The sequence below is a fragment of the Marivirga sp. genome (genome assembly GCF_051117495.1).
Classification (GTDB): domain Bacteria; phylum Bacteroidota; class Bacteroidia; order Cytophagales; family Cyclobacteriaceae; genus Marivirga.
The window spans coordinates 280,302-304,603 of record NZ_JBNPEF010000004.1 but is presented as its reverse complement, the minus strand read 5'-3'; the positions used below and the strand labels follow the sequence as shown (position 1 = coordinate 304,603).

At 35.2% G+C, this 24,302-nt stretch carries 25 protein-coding genes and 4 tRNA genes; 20 read left to right on the top strand and 9 right to left on the bottom strand.

Translation table 11 applies throughout. The features are described 5' to 3' along the window. Positions 1-8: 8 nt before the first annotated feature. Entirely contained in the window at positions 9-776 is a 768-nt protein-coding gene (locus ACFE0M_RS02505; RefSeq protein WP_434544156.1) for a class I SAM-dependent methyltransferase, read from the bottom strand. A gap of 347 nt (positions 777-1,123) precedes the next feature. Between ACFE0M_RS02505 and ACFE0M_RS02500 the strand changes: the two genes are divergently transcribed. The 5 genes from ACFE0M_RS02500 (at position 1,124) to ACFE0M_RS02480 (ending at position 6,082) form a co-directional block, all read left to right on the top strand. Then, positions 1,124-2,383, top strand: coding sequence for an efflux RND transporter periplasmic adaptor subunit (locus tag ACFE0M_RS02500; protein WP_434544155.1), 1,260 nt, complete (start codon positions 1,124-1,126; stop codon positions 2,381-2,383). Next, the gene (locus ACFE0M_RS02495) at positions 2,384-3,727 is read left to right on the top strand and encodes an ABC transporter permease (RefSeq protein WP_434544154.1); all 1,344 of its coding nucleotides are present in this window, start codon (positions 2,384-2,386) and stop codon (positions 3,725-3,727) included. Beyond that, the gene (locus ACFE0M_RS02490) at positions 3,720-5,177 is read left to right on the top strand and encodes a TolC family protein (protein WP_434544153.1); all 1,458 of its coding nucleotides are present in this window, start codon (positions 3,720-3,722) and stop codon (positions 5,175-5,177) included. The genes ACFE0M_RS02495 and ACFE0M_RS02490 overlap by 8 nt, the downstream gene beginning before the upstream one ends. A gap of 47 nt (positions 5,178-5,224) precedes the next feature. Then, positions 5,225-5,626, top strand: coding sequence for a hypothetical protein (locus ACFE0M_RS02485; protein ID WP_434544152.1), 402 nt, complete (start codon positions 5,225-5,227; stop codon positions 5,624-5,626). Between the two features lie 162 nt (positions 5,627-5,788). Continuing rightward, positions 5,789-6,082 carry a hypothetical protein gene (locus ACFE0M_RS02480; RefSeq protein ID WP_434544150.1) on the top strand — a complete coding sequence of 98 codons (294 nt, stop codon included), beginning with the start codon at positions 5,789-5,791 and terminating at the stop codon, positions 6,080-6,082. Between the two features lie 2 nt (positions 6,083-6,084). On the opposite strand, the gene pncA is transcribed toward ACFE0M_RS02480, so the two are convergent. From pncA to ACFE0M_RS02460, 4 genes are all read right to left on the bottom strand, one after another. Beyond that, a complete protein-coding gene (pncA, locus tag ACFE0M_RS02475; RefSeq protein ID WP_434544149.1) occupies positions 6,085-6,690 on the bottom strand; it encodes a bifunctional nicotinamidase/pyrazinamidase in 606 nt (201 codons plus the stop codon). Beyond that, a complete protein-coding gene (locus ACFE0M_RS02470) occupies positions 6,687-8,102 on the bottom strand; it encodes a nicotinate phosphoribosyltransferase (protein WP_434544148.1) in 1,416 nt (471 codons plus the stop codon). Before ACFE0M_RS02470 ends, pncA begins: the two co-directional genes overlap by 4 nt. Before the next feature lie 55 nt (positions 8,103-8,157). Continuing rightward, positions 8,158-8,682, bottom strand: coding sequence for a macro domain-containing protein (locus ACFE0M_RS02465; protein WP_434544147.1), 525 nt, complete (start codon positions 8,680-8,682; stop codon positions 8,158-8,160). A gap of 561 nt (positions 8,683-9,243) precedes the next feature. Then, entirely contained in the window at positions 9,244-10,065 is an 822-nt protein-coding gene (locus tag ACFE0M_RS02460) for a purine-nucleoside phosphorylase (RefSeq protein ID WP_434544146.1), read from the bottom strand. 138 nt (positions 10,066-10,203) lie between these two features. Between ACFE0M_RS02460 and ACFE0M_RS02455 the strand changes: the two genes are divergently transcribed. After that, positions 10,204-10,794: a YceI family protein gene (locus ACFE0M_RS02455; protein ID WP_434544145.1), complete on the top strand. Its 591-nt coding sequence runs from the start codon at positions 10,204-10,206 to the stop codon at positions 10,792-10,794. A 74-nt stretch (positions 10,795-10,868) separates the two neighbouring features. After that, positions 10,869-11,393 (top strand): NADPH-dependent FMN reductase, encoded by a 525-nt coding sequence (locus tag ACFE0M_RS02450; protein ID WP_434544144.1) that lies wholly within the window; start codon positions 10,869-10,871, stop codon positions 11,391-11,393. Here the strand turns inward: ACFE0M_RS02450 and ACFE0M_RS02445 are convergent. Continuing rightward, positions 11,379-11,999, bottom strand: a complete 621-nt coding sequence (locus ACFE0M_RS02445; RefSeq protein WP_434544143.1) for a TetR/AcrR family transcriptional regulator — start codon at positions 11,997-11,999, stop codon at positions 11,379-11,381. The two genes, ACFE0M_RS02450 and ACFE0M_RS02445, sit on opposite strands and share 15 nt — an antisense overlap. 58 nt (positions 12,000-12,057) lie before the next feature. Here ACFE0M_RS02445 and ACFE0M_RS02440 point away from each other — a divergent pair, with 58 nt between their 5' ends. Beyond that, positions 12,058-13,191, top strand: coding sequence for an FAD-dependent oxidoreductase (locus ACFE0M_RS02440; RefSeq protein WP_434544142.1), 1,134 nt, complete (start codon positions 12,058-12,060; stop codon positions 13,189-13,191). Between the two features lie 88 nt (positions 13,192-13,279). On the opposite strand, the gene frr is transcribed toward ACFE0M_RS02440, so the two are convergent. The 3 genes from frr to ACFE0M_RS02425 all read right to left on the bottom strand — a co-directional run bounded on the left by frr (position 13,280) and on the right by ACFE0M_RS02425 (position 15,143). Further along, the gene (frr, locus tag ACFE0M_RS02435; protein WP_434544141.1) at positions 13,280-13,840 is read right to left on the bottom strand and encodes a ribosome recycling factor; all 561 of its coding nucleotides are present in this window, start codon (positions 13,838-13,840) and stop codon (positions 13,280-13,282) included. 6 nt (positions 13,841-13,846) lie between these two features. Continuing rightward, positions 13,847-14,560 (bottom strand): UMP kinase, encoded by a 714-nt coding sequence (pyrH, locus tag ACFE0M_RS02430; protein ID WP_434544140.1) that lies wholly within the window; start codon positions 14,558-14,560, stop codon positions 13,847-13,849. Between the two features lie 82 nt (positions 14,561-14,642). Beyond that, on the bottom strand, positions 14,643-15,143 hold the full coding sequence (locus ACFE0M_RS02425) for an acetyl-CoA carboxylase biotin carboxyl carrier protein subunit (protein WP_434544139.1): 501 nt from the start codon (positions 15,141-15,143) through the stop codon (positions 14,643-14,645). Positions 15,144-15,483: 340 nt separating this feature from the next. Between ACFE0M_RS02425 and ACFE0M_RS02420 the strand changes: the two genes are divergently transcribed. The 12 genes from ACFE0M_RS02420 (at position 15,484) to rpoB (ending at position 24,274) form a co-directional block, all read left to right on the top strand. Next, positions 15,484-15,566, top strand: a tRNA-Tyr gene (locus ACFE0M_RS02420). A gap of 82 nt (positions 15,567-15,648) precedes the next feature. Then, a tRNA-Gly gene (locus ACFE0M_RS02415) sits at positions 15,649-15,721 on the top strand. A gap of 97 nt (positions 15,722-15,818) precedes the next feature. Continuing rightward, positions 15,819-15,890 (top strand) — tRNA-Thr (locus tag ACFE0M_RS02410). Positions 15,891-15,950: 60 nt separating this feature from the next. After that, entirely contained in the window at positions 15,951-17,138 is a 1,188-nt protein-coding gene (gene tuf, locus ACFE0M_RS02405; protein WP_434544138.1) for an elongation factor Tu, read from the top strand. Positions 17,139-17,253: 115 nt separating this feature from the next. Further along, positions 17,254-17,326 (top strand) — tRNA-Trp (locus ACFE0M_RS02400). 21 nt (positions 17,327-17,347) lie between these two features. Next, a complete protein-coding gene (gene secE, locus ACFE0M_RS02395) occupies positions 17,348-17,539 on the top strand; it encodes a preprotein translocase subunit SecE (RefSeq protein WP_013455138.1) in 192 nt (63 codons plus the stop codon). A gap of 21 nt (positions 17,540-17,560) precedes the next feature. Continuing rightward, complete coding sequence (nusG, locus tag ACFE0M_RS02390; protein ID WP_434544137.1) at positions 17,561-18,112, top strand: transcription termination/antitermination protein NusG; 552 nt, start codon at positions 17,561-17,563, stop codon at positions 18,110-18,112. Positions 18,113-18,116: 4 nt separating this feature from the next. Continuing rightward, positions 18,117-18,560 (top strand): 50S ribosomal protein L11, encoded by a 444-nt coding sequence (gene rplK / locus ACFE0M_RS02385; protein ID WP_434544136.1) that lies wholly within the window; start codon positions 18,117-18,119, stop codon positions 18,558-18,560. 12 nt (positions 18,561-18,572) lie between these two features. Next, positions 18,573-19,271, top strand: coding sequence for a 50S ribosomal protein L1 (gene rplA, locus ACFE0M_RS02380; RefSeq protein ID WP_434544135.1), 699 nt, complete (start codon positions 18,573-18,575; stop codon positions 19,269-19,271). Between the two features lies 1 nt (position 19,272). Continuing rightward, positions 19,273-19,803: a 50S ribosomal protein L10 gene (gene rplJ / locus ACFE0M_RS02375; protein WP_434544134.1), complete on the top strand. Its 531-nt coding sequence runs from the start codon at positions 19,273-19,275 to the stop codon at positions 19,801-19,803. A 47-nt stretch (positions 19,804-19,850) separates the two neighbouring features. Beyond that, on the top strand, positions 19,851-20,228 hold the full coding sequence (gene rplL, locus ACFE0M_RS02370) for a 50S ribosomal protein L7/L12 (protein ID WP_013455143.1): 378 nt from the start codon (positions 19,851-19,853) through the stop codon (positions 20,226-20,228). A gap of 173 nt (positions 20,229-20,401) precedes the next feature. Continuing rightward, a complete protein-coding gene (gene rpoB / locus ACFE0M_RS02365; RefSeq protein WP_434544133.1) occupies positions 20,402-24,274 on the top strand; it encodes a DNA-directed RNA polymerase subunit beta in 3,873 nt (1,290 codons plus the stop codon). Positions 24,275-24,302 lie beyond the last annotated feature (28 nt).

The window sequence follows — 24,302 nt, the reverse complement described above, 5'->3', positions numbered from 1 at the left end:
TTTGAATATCATTTCCCTACCCTATAAATTATCTCTCCTTTTGGCAAAGCATATTTTTTAACCCTGTATTCCGGTAATTCATTTATGTAATTTTCTTCGGTTACCTTGAACCCTGCTTTCCTCAGTCTTTCTGGATAATCTTTTCCATATAGCCTTACATGGTCATCTTGCCCAAAAATTCTTTCCCGTTCTTTTGGGTCGATAATGCTGTTATCTTCAAAAGTTTTTTCAGGAATCGGTTCAAAAAAGGGGATTTGTAAAATGCCCCAGCCCCCTGGTTTTAAGACCCTATGTAGCTCGCTCATGGCTTTAATATCATCCTCTACATGCTCCATTACATGGTTGCAAAATACCACGTCAAAAGTATGGGCAGGAAAAGGGATGTCATGAATGTCCATTTTCACCTTTGCTAATGGTGATTCTATATCAGCCGTTATATAATTATCCCCATGCAATTTTTCGAAATGATTCATAAAACATTGCTCAGGAGCTACATGTAAAACTTTTAGTTTTGTAGTGAAGAAATTGGTTTTCTCTTTTAAATATAGCCAGATTAACCGATGTCTTTCTAATGATAACGTATCTGGACATAGAGCATTTTCCCTTGGATTTACCCTTCCGTAAGGTAAAAATTTCCTATAGCCTTTTCCGTTTATTGGGCAGTAAACATTATCTCCTTTATAGAACAGGCCAATGATTTTCAAGCTAATGCCACTAATAAGCTGAATGTATTTCCTAGGTACATTTCTTAATATAAAACTGATTATTTTTTTCATGTTTTTCTCTTGGATCGCAAAGGTAATAAAATGCTGGAATCTTCTTAAGTCTTGATTATAGGAGTATAATTAATTATTGCGAAATTTTTGCCACCTAGCCCTACCTTATCAATTTATCTTTTATCAAACCTAAGGCCTTATTCGCATGACTATCTTGAGAAATTAAGATTAGCCTAAAACTTTTTTCCACTTCAAATCATCAGTAGATTAACCTTTTAATTATACATTTGTATAAAACTATTTACTTAGTAGGCTTGATTAATTGATAAGTGGTGGATAAAATTCAATAATTTATCAATAATTTTACAAATGAAGCGTTACAAGTCTTTCTTAGAATAATCTACCTTATGAATAAAAAATTAATTATATCATTATCGGCTTTGGTCATTATCATTATTGCTTTCTTCACCTTTAGAGGTGGAGGAACTTCTGATACTGTTGAGATCATGACCGAAGTTCAAAGTGGTGAATTTGTAATAGCCATTACGACTACCGGTGAATTAGAAGCGAAAAATGCCATTAAAATTACTGGACCTTCTGGTCTGCGTGCCGCACGTTTATGGAATGTTAAGATTGATAAATTAGTGGATGAAGGAACAGTAGTGAAAAAAGGGGATTTTGTTGCCAGTTTGGATGCCTCGGAACTTTCGGATAGATTACGAAATGTTGAAAATGAATACCAACAAAGTCTTTCACAATACACACAAACTAAATTAGACACAGCACTTACTTTAAGGCAAGCAAGAGATGAATTGATTAATCTTGAATTTGCCGTTGAAGAAAAGAAATTAGTATTAGAACAATCTCAATTTGAGCCACCAGCTACAATAAAGCAAGCTGAAATTGATTTAAGCAAAGCAGAAAGAGCATTTAAACAAGCCAAAGAGAATTATTTATTAAGGAAAGATAAGGCAGTAGCGCAAATGCAGGAAGCAGCTGCTGAATTGTCCGAAGATAGGGATGAAAGGGATTTTTTATTAGAGCTCAGACAAAAATTCAGGATTATGGCACCTGAAGACGGTATGGTCATCTATGTTCGTGAATATGATGGCTCCAAAAAATCAGAAGGGGCATCTATAGGTGCTTGGGATCCAACAGTAGCAACCTTACCTGATTTATCCACTATGATTTCCACCACATTTGTAAATGAGGTAGATATCAGGAAAATTGCAAAAGGGCAACTTGTTAATATCGGTTTAGATGCATTTCCGGATAAAAAATTAACCGGGGAAGTAATATATGTTGCCAATGTAGGGGAGCAAAGGCCTAATTCAGATGCTAAGGTATTTGAAGTAAAGGTTGAAATCAATGAAAGCGACACTACATTGAGACCGGCTATGAGTACAGCCAACGAGATTACTACTGATGTGGTGCCTAATGCGATTTATGTTCCCTTGGAATCGGTTTTTAATCAGGGAGATTCAATTTCCTATATATTCAAAAAATCTGGTTTAGAAACGGTAAAACAAGAAGTGGTATTAGGAAAAGCAAATGCCAATGAAGTAATCGTTAAGGAAGGGGTTGATCCGGGAGAGAAAATATACCTTATTGCCCCTGAAGATATGGATGAGAAGGATGTTAGGCTTTTAAAATCATCTGAAATTTAGATGAAGGAAAAAATACTCGCAAATCTAAACATAGCATTCGAAGCAGTAGTAGCCAATCGAACCCGTTCTTTTTTAACTGCATTAGGGATTATCTTTGGTGTGGCGGCCGTGATTGCTATGTTGGCTATCGGAAACGGGGCTCAGCAAGAGATTCTCAATCAAATTAAATTGGTGGGGGTTAACAATATCGTAATTGAGCCTGTGGTTGAACAAACGGAAGAAAATCTCCAGCAACAAAGCAATGGTAAAAAAGAGAAACGTAAATTTAGTCCTGGATTAACATTAGCTGATGCTGAGAGCATTAAAGAAATTATTCCGGGAATAGAGGCAATCAGTCCTGAAATCATATTGGAAACCTATGTTATCCGTAATGGAATTAGAAGGTCCGCAAAATTGGTAGGAGTTTTACCTGCTTATTTCAACCTTTCGGCATTTGAGCTGAATGAAGGGGAAATGTTTATTGAAGAACATTTAAAAATAGGTAGCAGGGTCTGTATAATTGGAAAATCAGTGAAGGCCAGATTTTTTCCTAATACCAATCCGGTTGGTAAAATGATTAAAGTAGGCCCTCATTGGTTGCAGGTAATAGGAGTTCTGAAAGAAAGAGTTTACAGTCAAAAAAGTTTGGACAATCTTGGTCTTAGGGATTTCAATATGGACATTTATACACCTGTTCAAACAGTCCTCGTGAATTATAAAAACAGAGCTTCGCTTACTCAAGCGCAACTTAAAAAAGCCAATGCTAATAATGGGAATGATGAAGGTAATAGTCAAAACCAAAACAGTCAAAATTATCATCAAATTGATAAATTGACTGTACAAGTAACGGAATCCGAAAATCTTAATGCCACAGCAGAGGTAATATCCAGAATGTTGAAAAGAAGGCATTACGAAAAGGTGGATTTTGAAGTGACTATTCCAGAATTATTATTAAAACAACAACAAAAAACCAAGAATATATTTAATATTGTTTTAGGAGCAATTGCCGGAATTTCTCTTTTAGTAGGTGGAATAGGGATTATGAATATTATGTTGGCATCAGTTATGGAGCGAATAAAAGAAATTGGTTTGCGATTGTCTTTGGGTGCTAAGAAATCTGATGTAGTTTTACAGTTTCTCCTAGAGGCTGTTATGATCAGTATCAGTGGAGGAATTATAGGGGTAATTCTAGGAATTGTTTTCGCATATTTAGTAGCTTCTTTTGCAGAAATCCCAACAATTGTAAGTGGTGTATCTATTGTAATTTCATTTGGAGTGGCCGCTACTGTAGGTTTAATATTTGGAATAGCTCCAGCAAGGAAAGCAGCAAACCAAGACCCAATAACTTCTTTAAGATATGAATAAAAAACTATTTTACCTGATAATCATTTTTATAGGATTTTCAATTATTAGTATTGAATCACAGGCTCAAAGAACTTATACTTTAGAGGATGTAATTCAGATAGCCAAAACTCAGTCTCCTGCCTATAAACGTGCAGAAACTATTAAGGAAAACAGATATTGGCAATACAGGGTATTTAAATCAAATTTTGTTCCTCAGTTAAGTTTGAGTGGTACGTTGCCGAACTTTAATCGATCGGTGACCCCGGTTACCCAAGAGGACGGTTCAACTCAATATCGTTCCGTGTTTAACAGTAATTCCGATGTTTCCTTAAATCTGGAACAACAAATCGGGCTTACGGGTGGAACCGTATTTTTAAATTCAACAGTCAATCGTTTTGATGATTTTGAAAGGAATGATTTTAGGTACGGAGGAGACCCCTTGTCAATTGGTTTTATTCAACCATTATTTCGATTCAATGAATTAAAATGGGATAAACAAATTGAGCCACTTAGATATGAAGAATCTAAAAGAGAATTTGTGGAAGAATTTGAACAGATTTCAAAAGATGTAGCCACTCGTTTTTTTAATTTATTAAGTGCTCAGGTTAGCTTAGAGATTGCCCAGAAAAATTTAGGCAACAATGATACTATTTATAAAATTGCCCAAGGAAGATATGAATTAGGAAAAATACCGGAAAATGAATTGCTTCAGCTAGAGTTGAGTTTGATGAATTCAAGACAATCTGTAGCTCAGGCTAAACTTGATTTAGAAACAACCCAACTCGCCTTAAAAGCATTCCTAGGATTGAAAAATGACGAAGAATTAAATTTGGTGGTTCCGGAAGATATCCCTGAATTTCAAATTGATCCTGATTTGGCTTTGCAAGAAGCACTAAATAATAGGCAAGAGGCGATCGGTTTCAAAAGAAGGTTATTAGAGGCTGATAAAGAAGTCGATAGGGCTCAGGGAGAAACAGGCTTAAATATGAATCTTTTTGGAAGTTTCGGTTTGACAAATCAAGCCGAACAATTACCTGCCATTTACCAATCTCCGGAAAACCAACAGCGTGTACAATTAGGATTTACGATCCCAATTGTTGATTGGGGGAGGCAAAAATCTCGGGTAAAAACAGCAGCCGCCAACTATCAGCTGGTTCAATATACCGTAGAACAAGAGAAAGTGAATTTTGAACAAGAAGTTTATACTCAGGTAAGAACTTTAGAAATGTTAAGAGATCAAGTGGCCATTACGCAAAAGGCGGATGACATCTCCCAAAGACGTTACGATATTGCTAAAAACCGTTATTTAATCGGAAAAATTAGCATTACGGATTTATCAATTGCTTTAACCGAAAAAGACCAGGCCAAAAGGGATTATATTAATTCACTGGGGAATTTCTGGCAAGCTTATTATAATTTAAGGCAGTTGACCCTCTATGATTTTCAGGAAAACAGACGTTTAATAGAATAAATCAAAGTTTTTGAATATTTATTCAATTATTTTATGATGTTTGTATTATGAAAATATGGACTATCGGAATCCTTTTTGTATTGTTATTATATTCTTTTCATTCTTTTTGCCAGGTAGATTACAACAATAATTCTACTGAAAAAATAAAAAAGCAACCTGAGCTTGAACCTGAAACTGAAAAGAAAAATAGGAGGTTATTGAGTATTTATATAAAGGATACTCAAAATGTCCTATATGGGAATCCTTGCATGGACAAAGTAACAGCAAGATTTGGCTATGAATATGTTGTAATGCCAAAAAATGCCACAAAATATCATTCTGGTTTTCAGAGATCAATGCATAATTTTTTCGTAAAAACAGCTCTTTTCTTCAGAAACCCCTTCTGGAAAATTATCTCGAACAAAAAAGCAAAAGAATGCCGGCAAAAAACAGGTGACTATATGGGTTGAATGATATAAATAATTGTTCAGTCATTTAAATTCAAAATTAAATGAAAGTGCTTTTCTTGAATAGGGTTGAATATTTTGTATAATATTTAAAATACATTCTTTTTATTTTTAAGAAGATTTTATTTTTTCTAAATTGAGATTGGAAACAACTCATTGGAATTCATGGATTTAAGTAAAACTGCTTTAGTTGACCTATTAAATCATACTATTAGGGAAAGAAGAGATATCAGCTGGAAAATGGGAACAGGATATCATAACGGAAAAGACATCTCCATTTATGAAATATTGATTTACGAAATCAAAAATAATAGAACCATTGGGAGATTTGCATTCAATGGAGATTCCGGTAAACTCATAAACCAAAAAATAATTGGTTATCGCCAGAATATGGCCGATAATATTATTGATGCGCTTTTAGATATTAATATATACCTGAAAAGGAAATTGTTGGCTTGATATTATAAATCATTAGATTCTATAATTTCAACACCTCTGGAGCTTAGCTCCTTTTGTTGGTCTTTAAAGTCATTGACATCCAAAGGTCTAGTAGCATCTTTAATTAAATTTACTTTAAAACCTTCTTTAAGCGCATCTTTGATAGTGAAATAAACACATATATCGGCCGCCAAACCACAAAAATACAATTCTTTCGTATTTTTTTCTTTTAAATAACCACTTAGGCCAGTGCTTTTTTCATGCCCGTTGTCATAAAAACCACTGTAGCTATCTATTTTTGGATTCATCCCTTTCCTAAAAATGGCTTCAACAGCATTGGTGTTTAAATCAGCATGTATTTCTGCTCCTTTACTTCCTTGCACGCAATGATCTGGCCATAAGACTTGCTCCATACCTCTCCAGTCTATTTTTTCGAAGGCATTTTTGCCCTCATGACTAGAAGCAAAGCTACTATGACCTTTCGGATGCCAGTCTTGTGTAGCGACTACCAATTCAAATTTATCCTGAATTTGATTAATAACAGGAACGATTTTATCGCCCTCTTTTATCTCAAGCGCTCCTCCTGGCATAAAATCATATTGCGCATCTACTATTACTAATGTCTTCATTTCAATTTGTTTTTTGATTCTTGCTCAATGAGTTCATTTCTCAGTTTCATCAATTTTTCACTTAATCCTATTTTATAAATATGAGGATTATCGAATCTTTTATATTCAATTGGAAGTTCGTCCAATCTGTTTTTGCTAAACTCCTGAATTTCTGAAAGAGATTTAGACTCATATAATCTTTTACCCGATTTCATGACCTTTCTTAGCAAAGGTTCCTTATGGCAGTCTTCAAATTTCAATGACTTATCTGATTCAAATGGATGAAACATTTCCTTCAAATCTTTTTCATCCTCCAAAGCCACTACATCAGCACCTATTAAATTTTGTTGGCTGTTCCTTAATCTGTAAACTTGTTTTTTACCTGGAAGAGTAGTCTTTGCCTTATTTTCTGAAAGTTTAATTCTAGCCTTTCCATTGGAATATGCTAATTTATAAACACCATCCAAGGCTGCGTCTGGTTTACCAGTAACTAAGCTGGTTCCGATCCCGAAAACATCAATTGGTGCGTCTTGCTCTAATAAACTTTTGATCACATATTCATCCAATTGATTTGAGGCGGCAATTTTCACATAGGCCAGGCCTTCATCATCGAACATTTTACGGGCTTTTTTAGCCAAATAAGCCAAGTCTCCGCTGTCTAACCTTATTCCTTTTAGTTGATTACCCTTAGCCTCCATTTCCTTCGCAATCTTTATGGCATTAGGAACCCCACTTTTGAGTGTGTCATAAGTATCGACCAATAAAACACAATCATCAGGTCTGTATTTGGCAAAATCACGGAAAGCATCAATCTCGTTATCATAGCTTTGAATAAAAGAATGAGCCATGGTTCCTGATACGGGTATTTCAAAATCCCTTCCAGCGGTCACATGACTGCTTGCATTGAATCCACCAATGATGGCAGCTCGGCTTGCATGATAGCTACCTAATGAATGCGCCCTTCTCATTCCAAAGTCTATCAAAGTACGTTCAGCTGATGAGTATCTTATTCTGGAGGCCTTAGTTGCTATGAGCGACTGAAAATTCAGGATATTTAAAATAAGTGTTTCTACTATTTGTGCTTCAATAATGTTTCCCTCAACTCTTAAGATAGGTCTTGTTGGAAATACTACATCACCTTCCTGGGAACTGTAAACATTTCCATTAAATTTAAAATCCTTAAGATATTCCAAAAATTTTTTATCAAAACCCTGCGCCTTTAAAAATTGGATGTCCTTATGGTTAAATTTAAGATTTGCTAAAATATCTAATACATTATCTAATCCGGCAAAGATGGTATAACCTCCCTCAAAAGGAGATTTCCTAAAAAAGTAATCAAAAACAACTTCCTGATTAATACCTTGATTGTGAAAATAGACTTGAGCCATTGTTAATTGGTACTGATCAGTATATGTCCCTGTTAATTCATACATGATTTGCTTAGTTAGATATACTTAAAAGTTTGTATTTATATTCTGAAAATTACCTTTAAGCCAGCTCATCAAGCTTTTGAATATAATATTCGTAATCTGACTGGCTGAACAGTACAAATCTGACCAGTTTTATCGAATTGGCTTTTTTAGAAAAGTCCTTAATAACCGACAAAGCAATATCTGTAGCTTCTTCAAAAGGGTAACCAAAAGCCCCGGTTGAAATGGCAGGAAAAGCTATTGAATCAATATTATTTTTTTCGGCTAAATTAAGAGCGTTTTGATAGCAATCAGTAAGAAATCCCATCTCAGGTTGGTTAAAACCATAAACAGGACCTAAAGTGTGTATGATATATTTATTAGGGAGATTGTAGGCTCCAGTTATCACAGCCTCACCAGGTCGTATTGGGGCTAACTTTTCAGTTTCCTTTGATAATTCTTTTCCTGCGGCCGTATGTATGGCTCCTGCCACTCCACCACCTATCTGTAATTCAGCATTTGCAGCATTTACAATTGCAGTTATATCAGCTTGGGATGTGATGTCTCCCTGAACAGCTTCAATATTAATTTTACCCAACTTCATAACCTATTGATTCTTTATAAGGTTATTCGAAGCTTAAATAATTTTGTTGTGATGTTATTAAAAATTAACCTGTAACCCTAACACTGATTGCAAAATTAGTTTCGATGTATATGTAAACATAATGGACAATAATTGCGCAATGATGGCATGTCCAGATATGAAATTATTCTTAACCTAACTCATATTGTTATTTTTCGGTCGCAATAAAAATATCAAAAGTTGAGAGAGCTACAATATGCTTCACCTCACTATTGTTTTAAAAATTGTACTGTTTTAAGTTGATGGAATTCAATTCGTTCTCATCTCTGACGACATTAATTATTAATCTGAGTTCGATTCTTAGAAGCTCAGTTCCCGCAATGCGGGACAGGCTATGCCGGAAAATTAGCATTTAAATTTCATGAAGTATTAATTTATCCGGTATCTGCTTCAAAATGCTTTATTAAGATTTCGGATAATTTTCTTTTTTTTGATAATATAAAAAGAAAATTTCCGAAATGACGCTTTGAAGATGTTTTGCAGGGAATTAAAAGCTCAGGTTATTAATATTGGAATTCGGACTCAATCAAGCTTTTCCAACAACTTCTTGAATATCTTGGTCATTTTTGGTTCTGCATTAATGGCAGCCCCAATAATTTCTGGGATAGCGGCAGGTTTTAATTTTTCAGGATAGCATAGATCTGTAATGACCGATACTGCAAAAACCGGAATTTGGATGTGGCGTGCGGCTATGTTTTCAGGTATAGTGCTCATACCTACTGCATCGGCTCCTATTATATCCAAATATTTATATTCTGCAGGTGTTTCCAAATTAGGCCCTTGTACTCCAGCATAAACTCCTTCCTTTATATCAATATCCTCCTCTTTTGCTATTTCCTTCGCCATTGTAATCAGTTTAGGATCGTAGGCGTCATACATATCCGGAAAACGGCCGCCAAATTCATCCAGATTTTGACCCCTTAAAGGATTTTCAGGAAATAAATTTATGTGATCTTTTATAATCATTAAATCACTTAGTTCAAGATTCTTATTTAATCCTCCTGCCGCATTGGAAATAAATAAATGTTGGATACCTAATTTATACATAATTCTGACTGGCATAACTACTTGCTGCATGCTGTAGCCTTCGTAATAATGAAAACGACCTTGCATGGCTACCACTTTTTTACCACTCAATTCACCAAAAATTAATTTACCACTATGGGTTTCAACAGTTGAGACCGGGAAGTTTGGAATATCCTTGTAGGAAAGTGAATGCGTTATGTTTATGTCTTCAACTAAAGCTCCTAATCCTGTTCCTAGTATTATACCTACCTCAGGTTTAAAATCTATTTTGCCTTCTATGAAGCTTGTGGCTTCATTAATTTGTTCTAATGTTATCATATAATTTATTAAACAATTTTGCTTCAATTTGTTTTAAGAAGTATTACAATCAAAATTTTTTCAAAAAAATTAAAACCTTTTTAAATTTTATAAGTATATACACCAACATTAAATGTACAAACATTAATAATAAGAAAAATGAAAACAAAAATTTTATCAATTGGATTAGCAGTTTTAATCATAACTGCAGCATTTACTTTTTTACAAAAAGAAGTAAAAGTGGATACTAACTCAAGTCAAATTGCATGGGTAGGTAAAAAAGTAACAGGTCAGCATAACGGAACAGTTGACATTAAAGAAGGAGCATTGGAAATGGAAGATGGTCAAGTGATGGGTGGTTCTTTCGTTATTGACATGACTACTATTGATGTCTTAGATTTAGAAGGAGAATATAAAGGAAAATTAATGGGACACTTAAGATCTGATGATTTTTTTAGTGTTGAAAAATATCCAACTGCAAAATTTGTGATCACTTCTATTGATAAAAGCGAAGCTACTGATGCAACTCATTTTGTTGCGGGTGATTTAACAATCAAAGGGATTACCAATAAAATTACTTTTCCAGCTAATGTTACGATAGAAAACGGAAAAGCGAACGCAAAAGCTTCTTTTGCATTAGATAGAACTAAATGGGAAGTAAGATATGGCTCAGGGTCATTTTTTGACGGTCTTGGAGACAAAATGATTTATGATGATTTTGAATTGACTGTTAATTTATCTTCATTATAATTAAATCTGTTTAACTTAATTATGGGATAGGGACTTTTTGTCCCTATTTTTGTTTTTCAATATATTTTCAAAATATGATTACAATCATTTCAGGTACCAATCGTCAAAATTCAGTTTCTGCCCAGGTAGCTCAATTATATCAAAGTCTATTAGCACAACATCAGGAAGAATCCAACATTATTGATTTAGCCAATTTGCCTAAAGATTTTGTTTACACGGCACTTTACGATAACAATGGAAAAAATCCTGAATTCAATAAATTTTTAGAACAGTTGCGCGCTTCTGATAAATATGTATTTATTATTCCTGAATATAATGGTTCCTTTCCCGGAGTATTGAAAGCCTTTATTGATGGAATGGAATATCCTAATAGCTTTCAGGATAAGAAATGCGCTTTAGTGGGTATATCTTCCGGCATGCAAGGTGGTGGATTGGCTCTTAGCCATATGACAGATATTTTTAATTATTTGGGTATGCATGTTCTAGCTTTAAAACCTAAATTAGCCAGGATAGAACAGAACTTTGATGGCGAGGAAGTAACTGATAAATTATATGGTGAATTATTGGAAGAACAGGTGAAGAAATTATTGAAGTTCTAAATAAGATATATTCCGATAAGCCTCTTTTCCTTTTGTCGTCAAATAGGGGTAAATAGTCTCAAAAAGTAAGTCACAGTAATATTTTAGGTCATTATTAGGTTCAAAAGTTAATTTTACATTGATCCAACTATCACCCAAAATATTCATTCTTTTGTATAGTCTCTGATATTCATTCTGAAATTCCTCCTTTCTTAAAAGTCTTGAGTTCACCATTGATTGAAAAATGTATTGAAATTGTTCATTTCTGAATTGCATCAATTTTGTATAATGAGATTTTATATTTTTATTTTCTTTCATCAGATGGATAAAATCTATTAGGATAAATTTGTATTCATACATTTTCTCCATGGTCTTTAATGATATTTCATATAAAGATGTTAACTCATTCTCTGCATTTTCTAATGCATTCATTTGAGCATCCATTTCCGATACCAATTGAAAATACAAAGCCTCTACTATATCTTCCTTCAATTTGAAATGATAATTAAGGTTTCCTTGACTAATTTTTAGTGCTTGGGCAATTTGCCTTAGGCTTACATTCACCATTCCGTGTTCATTGAAAAGATCTAATGCTGCTTCAAGTATCTTTACTCTGGTATTTTTCATTTTAGTAAACTTGACCTAAATATTTTAAATTAGTACATTTGACCTAAAATTACGAAATATGATGGATATTGCAATAATCGGAGGGGGTATAACAGGACTTACAACTGCTTTAGCGCTAGCCAAGCAAGGAATTGCTTCGACAGTTTACGAAAGAGCTCCCAAATTAAATGAGGTAGGGGCAGGGATATGGTTACAACCAAATGCCTTGAAGGTACTTAACTATTTAGGATTGAAAGAAACTATTTTGAAAAATAGTATAGAATTGGACAGGGTTGATATTACCGATTCTCAACTCCATTCTTTCAAAATTGGCGAAAATACAGTTCAAGATCATGAAGGAAATAAAATTGTATCCATACACAGAGCTAAATTGCAGCAAATTCTTTATGAAGCTTTACCTCCAAATTCAGTGAAGTTAGATTATGATTTTCAATTACTTAATCAGCTCTCTAATAAAGTGGAGATTAATTTTGATGCAGGGAAGGTGGAAGCAGATTATGTATTTGGGACAGATGGGATTAATTCCAAAATCCGTAAACAGTTGTTTCCGCAGTCATCTTTAAGACATTCTGGTCAAACTTGCTGGAGAGGAATATCAGATATTCAGCTACCAGCTGAATTAAAAAACCTTGGCAGGGAAGCATGGGGAAATAGAGTGAGGTTTGGTTTTTCACAAATTTCAGATGATGCCGTTTATTGGTTTGCTGTCGCTAAGGCCAAGCCATTTGAGAAAGACGATGTATCAAAACTTAAAAATGACCTTAATGAAAAGTTCAAGGATTTTCATCAGGTAGTAAATCAAATTATTAATCATACTGCAGTGGAAAAAATTATCAGGGGCGATATTTTGGATTTGAGAAGATTGGGTAAATGGCATCATCAAAATGTGTGTCTTTTGGGAGACGCTGCACATGCGACAACACCCAATATGGGGCAAGGAGCAGGACAAGGGATTGAAGATGCTTATGTTTTAGCTAAACTATTTGCTTCAGATCAATTTATTGGGGATACATTTTCAAAATTTGAAGATTTAAGGAGAACTAAGGTGGATTATGTAGTCAATAATTCATGGAGATTCGGGAAAATCGCCCATAGTAGTTTTGGTACCTTTTTGATGAAATCCATTATGAAATTGACTCCAGAATCAGTAATCAATCGGCAATTGGAAAAACTATATAGTCTTCCTATTTAAAAATTAAAAAGCTGTTTTGAATAAGTTGAAAAATTGAATGTTTCCAAAATAATATTCAAAACAGCTCTAAAAAGTTTTAAGACAGCTTTTAAACCGTCATAATCTCTTTTTCTTTATGCTCTAAGATATCATCAATCTTTTTGGTGTAATCATTAGTCAAAGATTGAACCTTATCCTCGCCTCTTTTCACATCGTCTTCGGAAATACCTTCTTTTTGCAGTTGCTTAAGTTGGTCATTTGCATCTTTTCTTGCATTACGAATAGATATTTTTCCATCCTCCGCCTCGTTTTTGGCTTGTTTAGATAATGCAATTCTTCTTTCTTCCGTAAGAGGTGGGATATTTATTCTTACAATTTCACCATCATTTTGAGGTGTGAACCCTAAATCACTATTGATTATCGCACGTTCTATTTCCCCAATTATATTTTTTTCCCAAGGTTTAATTATGATAGAGCGAGCATCTGGTGTACTTAATGAAGCTACTTGATTAATGGGGGTTTCATTACCATAATAATCCACCATTAAACCATCAAGCATTGCAGGAGAAGCTTTTCCTGCTCTAATTTTCTGCAAATTACTTTTTGTATGCTGTATGGCTTTTTCCATCAGCTCCCTTGCTTCTTCCAGTACTAATTCTATTTCTTCCATTGTTTTTTATTTTTGAGAATTTATCAATGTGCCTACTTCTCCTCCATTTATAAGGTCATATAAGTTACCTTCTTTATTCATGTCAAATACTATTATAGGTAAATTGTTTTCTTGGCAAAGCGTAAATGCTGTCATATCCATAACATTCAAACCTTTTTCATATACTTCCTGGAATGAAATATTAGAGTAACGCGTAGCATCTGCATTTTTTTCAGGATCAGAAGTATAAACACCATCAACCCTAGTGCCTTTTAAGACTACATCTGCTTCAATTTCAATAGCTCTTAAACTTGCCGTAGAATCTGTTGTAAAATATGGGTTTCCTATTCCAGCCCCGAAAATTACTACCCTGCCTTTTTCCAGATGCCGTATCGCTCTTCTTCTAATAAAAGGTTCGCATACTTGTTCCATATTGATGCCAGACATCAAACGTGTGAACATTCCATGATTTTCTAAAACACCCTGAACTGCCATACCATTGATAACGGTTGCGAGCATTCCCATATAATCTCCTTGCACTCTATCAATTCCAGCAGACTCTGCTTGTATTCCCCTAAAAATATTGCCACCCCCAATAACAATAGCTACCTCAATATCTTGATCGTGAATTCTTTTTATCTCTTTTGCATATTGAGCTAAACGTTTTGAGTCAATGCCGTAACCTTCATCACCCATAAGTGCCTCACCACTTAATTTCAATAGAATGCGTTTGAATTTCATAAGTTAAATTGTTGCTTTCCTTTTATTAGTCTAAATTAAATATTTAAAAATCAATTCTAATATTCAAATGTAATTCAAATAATTAAAACTGAATGATCAACTGATTTTTCTCTACACTATCACCTTTTCCAGCTTTTATTGCCGCAATTTTTCCATCTCCAGCCGCTTTAATCACATTTTCCATCTTCATGGCTTCCAATATTAATAGTGGGTCACTTTTTTTCACTTCATCACCAGGAGCCACCATTATATCTATAATAAGTCCAGGCATTGGTGCCTTTACATCGTTCATTTGATTCTGATCCAAATCACTAATCCCCATTTCTTCTAAAAGCAAATCCATTTTATCTTTCAATTCCAATTCAATGATTTTACCATTTAACTGTAATTTAAAGGTTTTGCTCTCATAATCTATCTCCACCAAGTGAGCATTAAATGTTTGATTATTATAAATGATATGGAAGGAATGATCATCAGTTTTACTTATATCCCAATCGACTTTATTATCGTCTATAAAAGTATTGCCGTCTTTGGTAGAAAGCTTATATTCTTTTTCTGATTGACTAAATTTTATTTCGTACATAACTAAAATTTGACACGAAGATAGGAACACATATTAAATTTTGCACATTTCATTTTAATTTTAGCTATGAATATCTCAATTTTTTTGATTTAAATCTTCACAGAGGATTTCAAATTCAATTGAAATAGCATTCTGATATTTATTGGAGTGGATCTCCAAAATAAATTTAATTTATTTTAAGACCTAAAACACTGATAAACAAGTGATAGCAACAAGTAAAAATTAATGTTGGAAAAAAATCAATCTTTTTTGTCAGTAAAGTTTGATAAAATATAAAATCCATATAATTTTGCACTTCCTAAAACGAAAAGGATTTAGGAAATGCTTATTGAAACCATTTGGGGGAATACCAAAGCGGCCAACTGGGACGGACTGTAAATCCGTTGTCTTTCGACTTCACAGGTTCGAATCCTGTTTCCCCCACTTTGTAATCTGAAGCCTTGGCGAAAGATTACAATTTGATTGAAAGATTCACTTTTAATAAGCGGGTTTTTAATCAAAAAAAGCGGGAGTAGCTCAGTTGGTAGAGCGGCAGCCTTCCAAGCTGCAGGTCGCGGGTTCGAGCCTCGTCTCCCGCTCTAATAATACAATAGGCATTTCGGTGTAAATTAAGGCAGAACGGAAACGTCACTGCCTTTGTTAGGATGTGCCTGTAAAGGCACTGAATGATTTCAAGCCGATGTAGCTCAGGGGTAGAGTGCTTCCTTGGTAAGGAAGAGGTCGGGGGTTCAAATCCCCTCGTTGGCTCAATCAGTGTTATTGAATAAATATATTATAAATTTTAACTAAACTGAGGATTTTTCAAATATGGCTAAAGAAACCTTTGACCGTTCGAAACCACACGTGAATATCGGTACAATCGGTCACGTGGATCATGGTAAAACTACATTAACTGCTGCAATCTGTAAAGTATTGTCTGATAAAGGATTTGCAGAGATGAGAGACTTCTCATCTATTGATAATGCTCCTGAAGAAAAAGAAAGGGGTATTACAATTAACTCATCTCACGTTGAGTACGCTACCGCTAATCGTCACTATGCTCACGTTGACTGTCCAGGTCACGCTGATTATGTGAAGAACATGGTTACTGGTGCTGCTCAAATGGACGGTGCTATCTTGGTAGTTGCTGCTACTGATGGCCCAATGCCACAAACTCGTGAGCACATCCTTTTAGCTCGTCAGGTAGGTGTTCCTGCTGTTGTCGCTTTCTTAAATAAAGTAGATTTAGTTGACGATGAGGAGTTATTAGAATTAGTTGAAATGGAAGTAAGAGAATTGCTTTCTTTCTATGACTTCCCGGGTGATGATCTTCCTGTAATTCAAGGTTCTGCCTTGGGTGCTTTAGAAGGTGAAGCTAAATGGGTTGAGAAAATTGACGAGTTAATGCAAGCTGTTGATGATTATATTCCATTACCAGAGCGTTTAACTGATAAAGATTTCTTAATGCCAGTTGAGGATGTGTTCTCTATTACTGGTCGTGGTACTGTTGCTACAGGTAGAATCGAAAGAGGTGTTATTAACTCTGGTGATCCTGTTGATTTGATCGGTATGGGAGCTGAAAACTTAAAGTCAACTGTGACTGGTGTTGAGATGTTCCGTAAAATATTAGATAGAGGTGAAGCGGGTGATAACGTTGGTCTTTTGTTAAGAGGTATTGAAAAAGCTCAAATCAAAAGAGGTATGATTATTTGTAAGCCAGGTTCTGTAACTCCACATGCTCATTTCAAAGCTGAGGTTTACGTTCTTTCTAAAGATGAAGGTGGACGTCACACTCCATTCTTTAACAAGTACCGTCCACAGTTCTACTTAAGAACAACTGACGTTACTGGTGAGATCAAACTTCCTGAAAACGTAGAAATGGTTATGCCAGGTGATAACGTTACAATCGAAGTTAACTTGATCAACAAAGTTGCTTGTGAAAAAGGTTTACGTTTCGCTATCCGTGAAGGTGGTAGAACAGTAGGTGCTGGTCAGGTAACTGAAATCTTAGACTAATACTTAAGATATAGTAATAAATTAAACAATGCGCTCTCGAATTTTTCGGAGCGCATTTGTTTCTTATAAAACTTTTATCTACCTTTGCAGACCATTTTGAGTTGCATTGGTAAATACGGGTGTAGCTCAATTGGTAGAGTAGTGGTCTCCAAAACCATTGGCTGGGGGTTCGAGTCCCTCCACCCGTGCAATTTTAACACATTAATAAGATGCAGAAATTAAGTTTATTCTTAAAAGAATCGTGGTCAGAAATGCGATATAAAGTTACTTGGCCTCCTTATAGTAAACTACAAAATAGTTCTATTTTGGTGTTGGTCGGAGCTTTAATTTTTGCCCTTTTAATTGGTGTTATTGATTTGGCATTTGATAATGCGATGGAGTGGTTTTATAATGCATTTTAGCATTTAAGATATATTGAGATAATGTCAGAATATAAATGGTACGTTTTAAGAGTAATTAGTGGTCAAGAGAAGAAGATTAAAACTTATCTTGAAAATGAGATTGCTCGACAGAAAATAGAAGATTTTATTCCTCAAATTCTTATCCCTACTGAAAAGGTATATGAAATGAGGAATGGCAAGAAGCGTGTCAGGGAAAAGAATTTCTTTCCAGGATATGTTTTTGTATCAGCTGATATATCTCACGGAGAAGCGCATCACGTGATCACCAGTATTCCGGGAGTAATTGGTTTCCTAGGTGGACAGGGTGATGAAAAAGAGCCGGTTCCTTTAAGGCAAAATGAAGTGAACCGCATACTCGGGAAGGTTGATGAAACTGAAGAAATGGATGAAAAACTGAGTACTCCTTATATAGTAGGGGAATCAGTAAAAGTGATGGATGGACCATTCAGTGGGTTTACCGGATCCGTAGAGGAGGTTTTTGAAGAAAGAAAGAAGCTAAATGTTATGGTGAAAATCTTTGGAAGAAATACTCCGGTGGAATTGAATTACATGCAAGTAGAAAAAACAGAATAGCAAGATGGCTAAGGAAATAAGTGGATATCTGAAATTACAGATTAAAGGAGGGGCAGCAAACCCGTCACCTCCCGTTGGTCCTGCATTAGGTAGTAAAGGACTTAACATAATGGAGTTCTGTAAGCAATTTAATGGAAGAACTCAAGAGAAAGCTGGGCAAGTATTGCCAGTAGTAATTACAATTTATAAAGACAAGTCTTTTGATTTTGTAATTAAAACTCCTCCAGCTCCGGTACTTTTATTAGATGCTTCTAAAAAGAAAAAAGGTTCTGCTGAGCCAAACCGAGTTAAGGTTGGTTCTGTAACTTGGGATCAGGTGAAAGAAATCGCTGAAACCAAGATGACTGATTTAAATGCATTTAAAATTGAATCAGCCATGCGTCAAGTTGCAGGTACTGCAAGAAGTATGGGAATTAAAGTTACAGGAACTGCTCCTTGGAAATCTTAAAAAATAGGTAAAATGGCAAAGCTTACTAAAAATCAAAAAATTGCAGCAGAGAAAGTTGACTCTACAAAAGCTTATGCTTTAAGTGAGGCTTCAGCTCTTGTTAAAGAAATTACAACAACCAAGTTTGATGCTTCAGTTGACCTTGATATTAGATTAGGAGTTGATCCTCGTAAGGCCGATCAAATGGTTAGAGGCGTTGTGGCGCTTCCCCATGGAACTGGTAAAGATGTTAAGGTATTAGCTTTAGTTACTCCTGATAAAGAACAGGAAGCTAAAGATGCTGGCGCTGATTATGTAGGTTTAGATGACTATATCAAGAAAATTGAAGGTGGTTGGACAGATATTGACATTATAGTAACCATGCCTACTGTTATGGCTAAAGTAGGTAGGTTAGGTAAGGTACTAGGACCAAGAGGTCTGATGCCGAATCCAAAATCAGGAACTGTTACGCTTGATGTTGGAAAGGCGGTTCAAGAAGTAAAATCAGGTAAAATTGATTTTAAAGTGGACAAGTTCGGGATTATTCATGCTAGTATTGGTAAAGCTTCCTTCTCGAAAGAGAAAATTACTGAGAATGCGAATGAATTGATTCAAACTTTAGCGAAGCTGAAACCGGCTTCTTCTAAAGGTACGTATTTCATGAGCATGACCATGTCATCTACGATGAGCAAGGGAATCTCAATTGATAAGAACTCTATAGCTGGAATTTAATATGAATAGAAAAGAAAAAGGACAACTTATAGAGGAACTAACAGATAAATTTGCGGAATACCCTCATTTTTATCTGGCTGATGGTTCAGGAATGACTGTTTCACAAACCAATACATTTCGTCAACTTTGTTACGAAAAAGGGCTTGAGTATAAAGTAGTGAAAAACTCTTTAATACAAAAAGCATTGGAGAAACAGGAAGGGGATTACTCTGCAATATTTGAGTCATTAAAAGGTTTCTCAGGAATTTTGTTTTCTCCTGAAGTAGGTAATGCACCTGCCAAGGTTATTAAGGAATTCCATAAGAAAAATAGTACTGAAAAGCCTTTATTCAAAGCGGCTGCTATAGATACTGATATTTACGTAGGTGCAGAGCACTTAACACCATTAAGTGAATTGAAGTCTAAGAAAGAAATGATTGGCGATATTGTAGGATTACTACAATCACCTGCCAAAAATGTTATTTCTGCACTTCAAAGTGGTGGACATACTGTATCAGGATTAGTAAAAGCGCTAGAAGAAAGAGCACAATAATTAACAAATTACTAGAACAAAATCATTAAAATTTAAATAACACAATCATGGCTGATATCAAAGCAATTGGAGATCAATTAGTAGAATTAACAGTAAAAGAAGTTAATGAACTTGCTGATTACCTAAAAGAAACACACGGTATCGAACCTGCTGCGGCAGCAGCGCCTGTAATGGCAGCTGGTGGTGCTGGCGGTGGAGATGCAGCAGAAGAAAAAACATCTTTTGATGTAGTATTAACTTCTGCAGGTGCTGCTAAATTACAAGTTGTTAAAGCTGTTAAAGAATTAACAGGTTTAGGCTTGAAAGAAGCAAAAGAATTAGTTGACGGTGCTCCTAAAGCAGTAAAAGAAGGAGTAGCTAAAGACGAAGCAGAGGCGCTTAAAAAGCAACTTGAAGAAGCTGGAGCAGAAGTTGAATTGAAGTAATAAGTTGATCCTGAAAGGGTTAACTGATTTCTGCCCAAGAAATTAGGCCTGGTCCCCGATGATGTTAATACATTTTCGTGGTCAGGTCTTTTCCTGTTTGTACTAATTTATGAAACAGGATAGTGCACTATTTGCACATTATAGATTTACAATAACTTTAAATATTCAGAGCCTTGGCTAATATAAATCAATCTGAAAGAATCAATTTCTCGTCTATTAAAACAGTAATTGATTATCCTGATTTCCTTGATGTTCAACTCCAATCTTTCCAGGATTTTTTCCAATTGGAAACTCCCGCTGAAAAAAGAGCTGAAGAAGGAATTTTTAAAGTATTTCAAGAAAATTTCCCTATCTCGGATTCCAGAGAAAACTTTGTCCTGGAATTTGTTGATTATCTTGTAGATCCTCCAAAATATGATATTGATGGATGTATTGATAGGGGTTTGACTTATTCTGTCCCTTTGAAAGCAAAACTTCGTTTGATTTGCAACGATGAGGATAATGAAGACTTTGAAACCATTGAGCAAGAGGTGTTTTTGGGTAATATCCCATATATGACCGAAAAGGGCTCATTCATTATTAATGGTGCTGAACGTGTAATTGTTTCTCAGTTGCACAGATCTCCTGGTGTTTTCTTTGCCCAAAGTAAACACACAAATGGAACCAAATTATATTCCGCGAGAATTATTCCTTTTAAAGGTTCTTGGATAGAATTTGCGACCGATGTTAACAATGTCATGTATGCTTACATTGACAGAAAGAAAAAATTTCCTGTAACAACCCTTTTACGTGCCATTGGTTATGGTTCGGATAAGGATATCTTAGATTTATTTAATCTTTCAGAAGAAGTAGATGGGACTAAAGCCGCGCTTAAAAAGGTTATTGGGCGTAAATTAGCCGCTAGGGTATTAAAAACTTGGACTGAAGATTTCGTGGATGAGGATACTGGTGAGGTAGTATCTATCGATAGAAACGAAGTACTTTTAGAAAGAGATTCTGTTATAGAAGAAGAAGATATAGAATTAATAATAGATGCTGGGGTGAAATCCATCATTCTTCACAGAACTGATGTGAATATCACTGATTACAGCATTGTATATAATACACTTCAGAAGGATAACTCTAACTCAGAGAAAGAAGCCGTTGAGCAAATTTATCGCCAATTGCGTAATACTGAGGCTCCTGATGAGGCAACAGCAAGAGAAATTATTCAAAATCTTTTCTTCTCAGAGAAAAGATATGATTTAGGTGAAGTTGGAAGATACAGAATCAACAAAAAATTAGGTTTAGATATCGATGCTGAAACTAAGGTCTTGACTAAAGTGGATATTATCCATATTGTTAAATACCTTATCGGTTTGATTAACTCTAAAGCAATTGTTGATGATATTGACCACTTAAGCAATAGAAGAGTTAGAACAGTAGGGGAGCAGTTATATGCTCAATTTGGTGTTGGTTTAGCTAGAATGGCTAGAACAATTCGTGAAAGAATGAACGTTAGAGATAATGAAGACTTTAAGCCTGTTGATTTGATCAACGCTAGAACATTGTCTTCAGTTATCAATTCATTCTTTGGAACCAATCAGCTTTCTCAATTCATGGATCAAACCAATCCATTATCTGAGGTAACGCATAAAAGAAGAATGTCTGCTTTAGGACCTGGAGGTCTTTCAAGAGAACGTGCAGGTTTTGAGGTTCGTGATGTTCACTATACTCACTATGGTAGGTTATGTACTATAGAAACCCCTGAGGGGCCAAATATCGGTTTGATTTCCTCTCTTTGTGTTCATGCCAAAGTAAACAGTATGGGCTTCATTGAAACACCATACAGAAAAGTTGAAAATGGTAAAGTGGATATGAGTGGTAATGTACTTTACCTTACTGCTGAGGAGGAAGATGACCATAATATTGCTCAGGCAAATGCACCAATTGATGATTCTGGTAAATATCTTAACGATAGGGTTAAAGCTAGATTTGAAGGTGATTTCCCTGTTCTTGAGCCAAAAGAGCTTTCTTATATGGATATTGCTCCAAACCAAATTGTTTCTGTGGCAGCTTCTATGATTCCTTTCTTGGAACATGATGATGCTAACAGGGCATTGATGGGGTCAAACATGCAACGTCAAGCAGTTCCTTTGTTAAGACCTGAAGCCCCAATTGTGGGTACTGGCCTTGAAGGTAGGGTAGCTAGTGACTCAAGATCTATGATAGTGGCAGAAAAAGACGGAGTTGTTACTTTCGTTGATGCTACCAAAATCGTCATCAAGTATGATATGAACGAGGAGGAGAAATTGGTTTCCTTTGAAGACGATGAAAGAGTATATGATCTAATCAAATTCAGAAGAACTAATCAAAATACCACTATCAATCTTAGATCAATTGTTTACAAAGGAGATAGGGTAACTAAAGGCCAAATTCTTTGTGATGGTTATGCTACAGAAAAAGGAGAGTTAGCGATTGGGCGTAACATGAAAGTGGCCTTTATGCCATGGCAAGGTTACAACTTTGAGGATGCAATTGTAATTTCTGAAAGAGTAGTAAGAGAAGATATATTTACTTCAATTCATATCGAAGAATTTGAATTGGAAGTTCGAGATACTAAAAGAGGAGAGGAAGAATTAACTTCTGAAATTCCTAATGTTAGTGAAGAAGCAGTTAAAAACCTTGATGAAAACGGTATCATTAGAACTGGTACTGAAATCAAAGAAGGTGATATTTTAATTGGTAAAATCACACCAAAAGGTGAAACTGATCCAACTCCAGAGGAAAAGCTATTAAGAGCAATCTTTGGAGATAAAGCGGGTGATGTTAAAGATGCTTCTATGAAAGCTTCACCATCTTTACGAGGTGTGGTGATTGATACTAAGCTTTTTGCAAGACATAAAAAAGATAAAGACGGAAGAGCTGATGCAAAGAAAGAAGTAGTTGTATTGGCTAAAGAATATAGCCGTCAATTATTGAAATTAAGAAATCTTAAAATTGAGAAATTAGCAACTTTGCTTGAAGGTAAAACTTGTCAAGGAATCAAACATAAGTTTGGTGATGAGATTATGAGCAAAGGTGTTAAATTCACTAAAACTAACATTGAAAAGAACTTATTCCCTGAAAAGAATATTTACAGAGATGAAAGTAACTACAATGTACCTGAAGAGGTGAATTTGATTTCTGATTTAATTCTTGACAACTGGACCAACGATGAAAATACTAACAAGCTTATCGTTGAATTAGTTAGAAATTATAACAAGAGACGTAACGAAATTGCAGGTAAATTCAAGAGAGAAAGGTTCACTATTGAAGTGGGAGATGAATTGCCAGCAGGAATCGTTCAACTGGCTAAAGTTTATGTTGCTAAGAAACGTAAACTGAAAGTTGGGGATAAAATGGCGGGTCGTCACGGAAATAAAGGTGTTGTAGCCAAAATTGTTCGTGATGAGGATATGCCATTCTTGGAAGATGGAACTCCAGTTGATATTGTATTGAATCCATTGGGTGTGCCGTCAAGGATGAACATTGGTCAGATTTATGAAACCGTTTTAGGTTGGGCAGGACTTAAGTTAGGAAGAAAATATGCTACACCTATTTTTGATGGTGCTTCTTCCGATGAGGTTTCTGCAGAATTAGCTGAAGCAGGTCTTCCTGAATTTGGTAGAACTCATTTATATGATGGCTTAACTGGTGATAGGTTTGATCAAAAAGTTACCGTTGGAGTTATCTATATGCTGAAATTAGGTCACTTAATTGACGATAAGATGCACGCTCGTTCTATCGGACCATACTCATTAATTACACAACAACCATTGGGTGGTAAAGCTCAATTTGGTGGTCAGCGTTTCGGTGAGATGGAGGTTTGGGCATTAGAAGCATTCGGTGCTTCTCATGTTCTTCAAGAGATTCTTACAATCAAATCTGATGATGTGATTGGAAGAGCTAAAGCCTATGAAGCTATTGTTAAAGGTGAAAATATGGGTAAACCTAACATTCCTGAATCTTTCAATGTATTGGTTCATGAATTAAGAGGTTTAGCATTAGAAATCACTTTAGACTAATTTCAATTGTTTTATCGGGGCTTTAACC

What these genes read in the sequence shown, in the direction of transcription:
- ACFE0M_RS02490 (WP_434544153.1), top strand. Translation starts at nt 3,720, where the DNA reads ATGAATAAAAAACTATTTTACCTGATAATCATTTTTATAGGATTTTCA.
- nusG (WP_434544137.1), top strand. Translation starts at nt 17,561, where the DNA reads ATGTCAGAATATAAATGGTACGTTTTAAGAGTAATTAGTGGTCAAGAG.
- ACFE0M_RS02480 (WP_434544150.1), top strand. Translation starts at nt 5,789, where the DNA reads ATGGATTTAAGTAAAACTGCTTTAGTTGACCTATTAAATCATACTATT.
- ACFE0M_RS02465 (WP_434544147.1), bottom strand. Translation starts at nt 8,682, where the DNA reads ATGAAGTTGGGTAAAATTAATATTGAAGCTGTTCAGGGAGACATCACA.
- ACFE0M_RS02470 (WP_434544148.1), bottom strand. Translation starts at nt 8,102, where the DNA reads ATGTATGAATTAACAGGGACATATACTGATCAGTACCAATTAACAATG.
- rplJ (WP_434544134.1), top strand. Translation starts at nt 19,273, where the DNA reads ATGAATAGAAAAGAAAAAGGACAACTTATAGAGGAACTAACAGATAAA.
- ACFE0M_RS02505 (WP_434544156.1), bottom strand. Translation starts at nt 776, where the DNA reads ATGAAAAAAATAATCAGTTTTATATTAAGAAATGTACCTAGGAAATAC.
- tuf (WP_434544138.1), top strand. Translation starts at nt 15,951, where the DNA reads ATGGCTAAAGAAACCTTTGACCGTTCGAAACCACACGTGAATATCGGT.
- ACFE0M_RS02425 (WP_434544139.1), bottom strand. Translation starts at nt 15,143, where the DNA reads ATGTACGAAATAAAATTTAGTCAATCAGAAAAAGAATATAAGCTTTCT.
- pyrH (WP_434544140.1), bottom strand. Translation starts at nt 14,560, where the DNA reads ATGAAATTCAAACGCATTCTATTGAAATTAAGTGGTGAGGCACTTATG.
- pncA (WP_434544149.1), bottom strand. Translation starts at nt 6,690, where the DNA reads ATGAAGACATTAGTAATAGTAGATGCGCAATATGATTTTATGCCAGGA.
- secE (WP_013455138.1), top strand. Translation starts at nt 17,348, where the DNA reads ATGCAGAAATTAAGTTTATTCTTAAAAGAATCGTGGTCAGAAATGCGA.
- rplA (WP_434544135.1), top strand. Translation starts at nt 18,573, where the DNA reads ATGGCAAAGCTTACTAAAAATCAAAAAATTGCAGCAGAGAAAGTTGAC.
- ACFE0M_RS02500 (WP_434544155.1), top strand. Translation starts at nt 1,124, where the DNA reads ATGAATAAAAAATTAATTATATCATTATCGGCTTTGGTCATTATCATT.
- ACFE0M_RS02455 (WP_434544145.1), top strand. Translation starts at nt 10,204, where the DNA reads ATGAAAACAAAAATTTTATCAATTGGATTAGCAGTTTTAATCATAACT.
- ACFE0M_RS02485 (WP_434544152.1), top strand. Translation starts at nt 5,225, where the DNA reads ATGAAAATATGGACTATCGGAATCCTTTTTGTATTGTTATTATATTCT.
- ACFE0M_RS02495 (WP_434544154.1), top strand. Translation starts at nt 2,384, where the DNA reads ATGAAGGAAAAAATACTCGCAAATCTAAACATAGCATTCGAAGCAGTA.
- ACFE0M_RS02460 (WP_434544146.1), bottom strand. Translation starts at nt 10,065, where the DNA reads ATGATAACATTAGAACAAATTAATGAAGCCACAAGCTTCATAGAAGGC.
- rplK (WP_434544136.1), top strand. Translation starts at nt 18,117, where the DNA reads ATGGCTAAGGAAATAAGTGGATATCTGAAATTACAGATTAAAGGAGGG.
- ACFE0M_RS02450 (WP_434544144.1), top strand. Translation starts at nt 10,869, where the DNA reads ATGATTACAATCATTTCAGGTACCAATCGTCAAAATTCAGTTTCTGCC.
- ACFE0M_RS02440 (WP_434544142.1), top strand. Translation starts at nt 12,058, where the DNA reads ATGATGGATATTGCAATAATCGGAGGGGGTATAACAGGACTTACAACT.
- frr (WP_434544141.1), bottom strand. Translation starts at nt 13,840, where the DNA reads ATGGAAGAAATAGAATTAGTACTGGAAGAAGCAAGGGAGCTGATGGAA.
- rplL (WP_013455143.1), top strand. Translation starts at nt 19,851, where the DNA reads ATGGCTGATATCAAAGCAATTGGAGATCAATTAGTAGAATTAACAGTA.
- ACFE0M_RS02445 (WP_434544143.1), bottom strand. Translation starts at nt 11,999, where the DNA reads ATGAAAAATACCAGAGTAAAGATACTTGAAGCAGCATTAGATCTTTTC.